This window comes from Enterobacter sp. CM29 (assembly GCF_013179605.1).
In the GTDB taxonomy this organism is placed as follows: domain Bacteria; phylum Pseudomonadota; class Gammaproteobacteria; order Enterobacterales; family Enterobacteriaceae; genus Enterobacter; species Enterobacter intestinihominis.
In genome coordinates, this window is record NZ_JABMCU010000227.1 from 1 (window position 1) to 6,559 (window position 6,559).

8 protein-coding genes are annotated in these 6,559 nt (G+C 52.1%); 1 reads left to right on the forward strand and 7 read right to left on the reverse strand.

Annotation, left to right across the window (positions count from 1 at the left end; genetic code table 11):
• The 3 genes from HP459_RS20275 to HP459_RS20285 form a co-directional block, all read right to left on the reverse strand.
• The coding region (locus HP459_RS20275) for a fimbria/pilus outer membrane usher protein (protein ID WP_171936725.1) at positions 1–2,447 on the reverse strand (2,447 nt) is incomplete at its 3' end.
• Between the two features lie 22 nt (positions 2,448–2,469).
• On the reverse strand, positions 2,470–3,144 hold the full coding sequence (locus HP459_RS20280; protein WP_022647515.1) for a molecular chaperone: 675 nt from the start codon (positions 3,142–3,144) through the stop codon (positions 2,470–2,472).
• A gap of 69 nt (positions 3,145–3,213) precedes the next feature.
• Positions 3,214–3,750: a fimbrial protein gene (locus HP459_RS20285; protein WP_022647516.1), complete on the reverse strand. Its 537-nt coding sequence runs from the start codon at positions 3,748–3,750 to the stop codon at positions 3,214–3,216.
• Positions 3,751–4,006: 256 nt separating this feature from the next.
• Between HP459_RS20285 and ybiB the strand changes: the two genes are divergently transcribed.
• The gene (gene ybiB, locus HP459_RS20290) at positions 4,007–4,969 is read left to right on the forward strand and encodes a DNA-binding protein YbiB (protein ID WP_022647517.1); all 963 of its coding nucleotides are present in this window, start codon (positions 4,007–4,009) and stop codon (positions 4,967–4,969) included.
• 116 nt (positions 4,970–5,085) lie between these two features.
• On the opposite strand, the gene ybiJ is transcribed toward ybiB, so the two are convergent.
• The 4 genes from ybiJ to HP459_RS23410 form a co-directional block, all read right to left on the reverse strand.
• Positions 5,086–5,346: a DUF1471 family protein YbiJ gene (gene ybiJ, locus HP459_RS20295; protein WP_003858474.1), complete on the reverse strand. Its 261-nt coding sequence runs from the start codon at positions 5,344–5,346 to the stop codon at positions 5,086–5,088.
• Between the two features lie 285 nt (positions 5,347–5,631).
• On the reverse strand, positions 5,632–5,898 hold the full coding sequence (locus HP459_RS20300; RefSeq protein WP_022647518.1) for a DksA/TraR family C4-type zinc finger protein: 267 nt from the start codon (positions 5,896–5,898) through the stop codon (positions 5,632–5,634).
• A gap of 118 nt (positions 5,899–6,016) precedes the next feature.
• Positions 6,017–6,280 carry a DUF1471 family periplasmic protein McbA gene (gene mcbA, locus HP459_RS20305; RefSeq protein ID WP_022647519.1) on the reverse strand — a complete coding sequence of 88 codons (264 nt, stop codon included), beginning with the start codon at positions 6,278–6,280 and terminating at the stop codon, positions 6,017–6,019.
• A 64-nt stretch (positions 6,281–6,344) separates the two neighbouring features.
• The coding region (locus HP459_RS23410) for a hypothetical protein (protein WP_253939661.1) at positions 6,345–6,559 on the reverse strand (215 nt) is incomplete at its 5' end.

The window sequence follows — 6,559 nt, forward strand, 5'->3', positions numbered from 1 at the left end:
CAGGAAACGCGGAGATGCCCTTGCTGTGGCAGACCGGAGAGATAGGTCTGGCCATCATTCCCGACGATAAATTCGCTGTCCTTGTCCTCGGTGGTAACCGTTGCGCCGAACGGCAGCGGTTTACCGTTTTGGGTGAGCGTCATCAGGACGCGATTGCCCACGCGCGTCGTGAAGCTGGCGCGCACAATGGCTCCGCGGGTTGGCGTCACAATTTGTGCCGCATGGGTGACGTCGGCGTCCTCCGGCAGCGTTTCCGTATCCAGCGCAATAGTGTTGTGGCGATACGCGGTGACGAACGGTACGACGGTGTAGCCGCGGAAGTCGGTTTCAACGCCGGTCTGGTTAGTGATATGCGTGCCGTGCGTACCCGGGGCTTTCACGAGCGCAATGGTCTCACCGAGCGGCTGGCTTAGCGTGATGCCGTTTGCATGGGCAATCACGCCTCCCTGCAAGCCGACGTTCAGTGTTTGCTGATATTTATCCTGACTGACGCCACCGCTCACTTCACCGTATGTCGCTTTGTAGTCGGCGTTAACGCTGGTGGAGTTACCGCTGCCGGTGCTGCTCAGCCCCTCCTGGAGATTCCAGTTCAGGTTGTCTTCTTTCAGGGCCGTACCGTTCAGGCCGATGTTCTGCGTGGTGCCATCTTTCGTGTTGTTCAGGTTGTACGTGGCCCAGGTGTTATGCATCCAGCGATCCAGCGGAACCGAAACGCTCAGCGAGAACTGGTTGTCGTTCGTCACCGCATTACCGTCCAGATCGCTGTCGTGAGTGTTTTTATTCATGCTGTAGCTAAGGCTGTAGCTAACGCCGTGCCAGCTGTTGTTGTAGCTGACGCTCATGGAGGTCATGTCCTGGTTCTGGCTCCAGTAGGTTTCCTTCACCATGCTCAGCGTGACCGATCCCCAGCCTTCTGGTAGCGTCTGGTCGATGGTGGCTTCGGTACGGGCGCGGCGCTGCTGTGGCGCAGACCAGTTGTCGGCGCGGGTATACGACTCCATGGTGTCGTCCAGGGTGTAAAACCCCTTGCTGTTGTAGCGATAGCCCGCAAGCGAAAAGTTGGTGCCTGAACCGGCGAAATCTTTGCTGTAGCGTACGCGCCACGATTTGCCTGTGCTGGACTGCTGTTTTTTCAGCAGGGCTCTGGCGCGAGTCACGTCAATGGAGAACGCCCCTAAATCGCCCATGTTTTTCCCGGCGCCTATCGCCTGCGACTGATAATGACTGCTCTGCTGTACGCCGCCGTAGGCCGTGAAGCCGTGGGGTAAACCATAGATGGCGCTCCCCTGAGCAAACGGGGTCTTTTCAACATCTTTGTCATAAGAACGATAACGCCCGGCAGTTACGCTGTAGCGCAGGTTTTTTTCACGCTGCAATACCGGAACGGAGGCAAACGGCACCACGAAATGACTTTCGCTGCCGTCAGTTTCTTTCACCGTGACCTGGAGGTCGCCGCTGCTGCCGGTGGGGTAGAGATCGTTAATTTCGAAGGCCCCCGGCGCGACCGTGTTCTGATAAATCACGTACCCGTTCTGGCGCACCATCACCAGCGCGTTGCTGTGGGCGGTGCCACGAATAATAGGCGCATAGCCTTTTTCGCTGTCGGGAAGCATGTCGTTATCGGATTTCAGCTCCACGCCGGTGTAAGGGACACTGTCAAAAACATCAGCAGGTGATGAGCTCTGGCCAACGGTGATATCGCTTTTCATCGCCACAATATCGCGTTGCGCATAGGTATAAACGGAGGTGAATTTCTGTTCCTCCTCATTGCCTGTGGTGCTGCGATTCCAGGTGGAATAGTTGCGAAGGCGCCATGCGCCAACGTTTAAACCCGGACGCAGGTTCACGTACTGGCTACTGCTATCCTCTTCACCCTGCTGGCGCGCATGGCTCTGGCTGGCGTTGACGCTGTAATTAAGCAAGCCCGCGTTGATCCCTTCGTCAAACTCTTTCGGGTCGATGTAACCGCGTGGCACCTGTCCGAGCGCCTTTTGCGGAATGCTTAGCAGCAGCTGCTGGTTGCGAACGTGAAAGATTGCAGATGAAGCAGGGATGACACCTAGATCGGCACACTGGCCTTTGGCCATGAGCTGAGGAAACTTTTGGGTCCTGATACCGAGGCTTTTTAATTCACCCATGCTAAAGCAAGGTTGTAACGTTTCGTTGCCCTGCGAATCTTTCTCAAGCGTAAAAGTCACGTTGCGGGTATCAATTTTATTATTATTGATAAACACCGCGACCTCATATTTCCCCGGTGCCTGGCCGGGACCTTTTTCATAGACGGACAGATCGGTTTTACCCTGCTGGGGATTATCAATATCCAGCAAGGCGGGGTTAAAATAATCATCAGCCATAACCTGCTGCGCAAAGATGGCTATTGCCAGGCCACAGAGAATGACCAGCAATGAAGACATTCGGCAGGTGAACGGCTTTTTGTGGCTGTACATGATTATTTTATTACCGGAACAATTAATGAACGGATTTCGACCAGGAATGGCTGATGCTGCCGTAATCATTAATAATGGAATACGTCACGTTTGAGCCCCCGACATTACCCGGTATGGCAAAATGTGTTTCTGATTTCGGAACAGCCCAGGTCGCTTTTGTGACTTTCTGACCGTTAAGCGTGACGGTCTGGAAATTCATATAGAAAGGCGTAGGGTTATTCACCACCAGGTCGTTACCTTCGCGATGCCATTCAAGCTTATCCGCCACATCTTCTGGTCGGCCTTTTACCGCGGACGGGCGATACAGCAATTTAATGCGGGTATTAATGGCAATTTGCAGCGTATTTACTCCCTCAACGTGTTTTGAGGAAGGGATCGCTTTGATATTCAACCAGTACAGAGATTCCCTGTCTTCCGGTAAATTTCCGCCCGTGCGTACCACGCGCAGAACGTTATCTTCTTTTGCATCCAGACGGAAAAGCGGCGGGGTGATCAGGAATGGGGCTTTGGCCGGGTTTTTACCGCCAGAATCGACCCAGGACTGTACCAGATAATCCGTCGTATCTGGGTTTGACAGGCCAAGAGATGATTCCTTTTTATCTCCTTGATAGACCAGCCGGGTACCATTAATCACGACGCCCGCATGTGCAGAGGCTGCTATCAGTAAAAGAGTGCTCAGTAAATAACCGTGGCGCATAAAGATTTCTCAATAAATAGAAGAGATATTAATGCCCGCAAAAGCATTAATATCTCAGGATTGATAAGATCAGTTATAAATAACGGTGAAAGTCGATACAGAGTTGGCAGGGCCTGCGGTAATGGCGGCCTGAGTTTGAATATAACGCGCACCGAATTCCAGGTCGTTAACTGCCGTGCCGGAGGCTAAAGGATATTGCTGCGAAGGCGTATACAGAGTGACAGGCTGCCCGGAAGCATCCATCAACTGAATGGCTACACCGGTTGCCGCATCGGTATCTGGCGTTAATGCCAGCGCGGCATTATTATCCGCATCCGGGGTACCACCGAAGTTAATCGCAGCCGAGGTCACTGTTTCCGGACAATTGGTTAACTTAATATCAAACTTCGTTGATGTGCTGGTAGAGCCTGCGCCGGTAAATACCGTTTTAGACACCTTACCCAACTGAACGTTTAATGGATTACTTAATCCATTCACGACCTGGCAAGCAGAATCGATAATTTCACCGGTGAAATTAATCTGACCTTCACCGTTAGTTGCCGCAAATGCGGATGCAGAACATCCCACCGTTGCGGCGATAAAAAAACCTAATGCAACCTTGTTCATAGTTAATCCTGATGTGATTCTGGTAAAAGCGTTGCCTGGACGTTTTTACCGTTGACCCTTAATGATTTTTCGATGTTTATTTAATCAAAAAAAGGGTCGCTGCGGATCTTTTGTCCCAATCACAAATAATGTAAATAGTGCTTGAGTTTAATTTTTTTATATGAAAACAGCAGGTTGATAATGATCACAAAACACTATCGGGTCTGTGTTCATCGGGCTATATTGTTAACAAGATAATGCAGTCAGGAGAAATGTCGTGGATTACCGCAAAATTATCAAAGAGGTAGGGCGTGGGAAAAACCACGCTCGCGATCTGGACCAGGAAACAGCCCGCGCGTTGTACACGCATATGCTGAATGGCGACGTGCCGGAACTGGAAATGGGCGGCATTTTGATTGCGCTGCGTATTAAAGGGGAAGGTGAGGCGGAGATGCGCGGCTTTTATGAGGCCATGCAGTCGCAGACCATGCGCTTAACCCCGCCCGTCACGAAGCCGATGCCAATTGTGATCCCGACCTACAACGGCGCGCGTAAGCAGGCAAACCTCACGCCGCTGCTGGCTATTCTGTTGCAGAAACTCGGTTTCCCGGTAGTAGTGCATGGCGTGAGCGAAGATCCGACGCGCGTGCTGACAGAAACCATCCTGGCGTTGTTAGGTATTGAACCGACCCTCCATGCCGGTCAGGCACAGGCAAAGCTGGAGGGGAATCAGCCGGTCTATATCCCCGTTAGCGCGCTCTGCCCACCGCTGGAAAAGCAGCTGGACATGCGCTGGCGCATGGGTGTACGTAACAGCGCTCACACCCTGGCGAAGCTGGCGACGCCGTTTGCCGAAGACGCCGCGCTGCGTCTTTCCAGCGTCTCCCATCCGGAATACGTGACGCGAGTCGGGCAATTCTTTGCCGAAATCGGTGGACGCGCGCTGCTGATGCACGGGACAGAAGGCGAGGTTTACGCCAACCCGCAGCGTTGTCCACAGCTGATGCTGATTGAGCCCGCCGGGACGCGGGTCGTTGTCGAACGTGGGGAAGAGAACAGAGATGCGATCCTGCCTGAGTCGAAAGATCCGCAGGTCACCGCGCGCTGGATTGTGCAGTGTCTGGCCGGGAAGGTGCCGGTTCCGCAGTCAATCAAGCTGCAAATGGCCTGCTGCCTGCTGGCTGCAGGGGAAGTCGAGTCCGTGGAAGCCGGGTTGCAGCGCGTGGCGCAGTCATTTTAAGCAAAAAAAAGCCCGTCCAGTGGCGGACGGGCAAACAAGGGTAACAACAACAGGGTCAATGAGGGTTGGAGCATCTCACCAGAGGGTATGGCGAGGGTGGAGCATAATTTGTTCGATTACTTGTAGATAACCGCAGTACCGCTCAGTTTGTTATTACCGTTAGTGGAAGTGATGGTGTATCCACTTGCGCCCGCGGCAGCAGCTTTTTCAGCCAGTTTTGCTTCCAGACCGTCCAGCGTGGTCGCGCCTTCAGCACTCACCACACCGATTTTGTTCAGATCCTGTGCCTGAGTAGAGGAGACTGGCTCTACAGCGAAAGCGCCGAAAGACAGAGCGGACAGGGCAACAGCGGCAACAGCATATTTGATGGTTTTCATAGGTCAATTCTCGCAGGTTATTCTGTTAAGGGGACGATGTTCCGTCGATGTGATAAGTATCACGCTTTTTAGCGGAAGATAAAATCGAAGAGAATTGACGTGGTTGGTCAAAAAAATTGAATGACAAATAACTTATTGATTATTAATAAAATCAGAAGCGCAATTGACACTTCTTGCGGATACGCTTTACAGACACAATCAGAAGGGCACGTTTTGCTACGCGCTTCGCTGAAAGTCGTGAGCGTAAAGTAAACTGTTGGTGCGGTTAACTACGGTAAAGGAAAGTCAACGTAACTGGCTGTCTTTCGATCCTCTACGATTATATCCTGAATGTGAAGCATTTTTTGAATCTTTCTCCTGCTGACAGGTGATGCAAAGCCGTACTCCGGGAATGGCTTTACGTCGTGCCTCAGGAATGGGATCCCCGCACTCTTCGCATTCCGTCAAACTTTCGCCGCGCGGAATTTCACCGCGAGCACGCGCAACCGCATCTTCAATGGTACTGTTGATCTGTTCGTTAACGGCGTCGTCATTCGCCCAGCCGGAAGCCATGATGTTCTCCTGAAAGGATCAAGTCATGCATTTTAATATGGGGTGAAAAAACGCACAGTCAAGGCGCAGGCAGAGAGAACTGCATCTGCCGGGCAGATGCAGTTTGGAAGGCGGTAAGTTATTTATAGATAGTCGCGGTACCGTACATATGGTTATCGCCACCGGCGGCGTTCACCACGAAGCCTTTAGCGCCTTCCTGACGCGCTTTTTCGGCCAGCTTGTCCTGAAGGTCATCAAGGTTGCTTGCCCGGCTGACAGAGACCGTCCCGGCCGCGCGTAGCTGGCTGGTGTCGGTACTGTCGGTCAGAGGTTGAACGGACAAGGCAGAGAATGATGCGCCTGCCAGCGCACCCGCAATAATAAAGGTCAGATACTTTTTCATAATCACATCCTCAGGGGAAACAACAGGTGATTCCTGTTAAGTTTAGAAGCCTGATGCGTGTGATTTAGCGCAAAAATTTGATGATGATCTGCTTATTTTTTGAACGATAAATTCTGACAATTTGTTGACAGATCATAGACATACAGGTTGCTGATTTTTGTCGTTTTTTTGTGCGACTCAGACAGATATTTACCCCCGCGCCGTCACAGGGTATCTTACGCGGCTGTTTAAAGGAGAATGCCATGACTTCCCACAAGCCGGGATTGCACCCGCGTAACC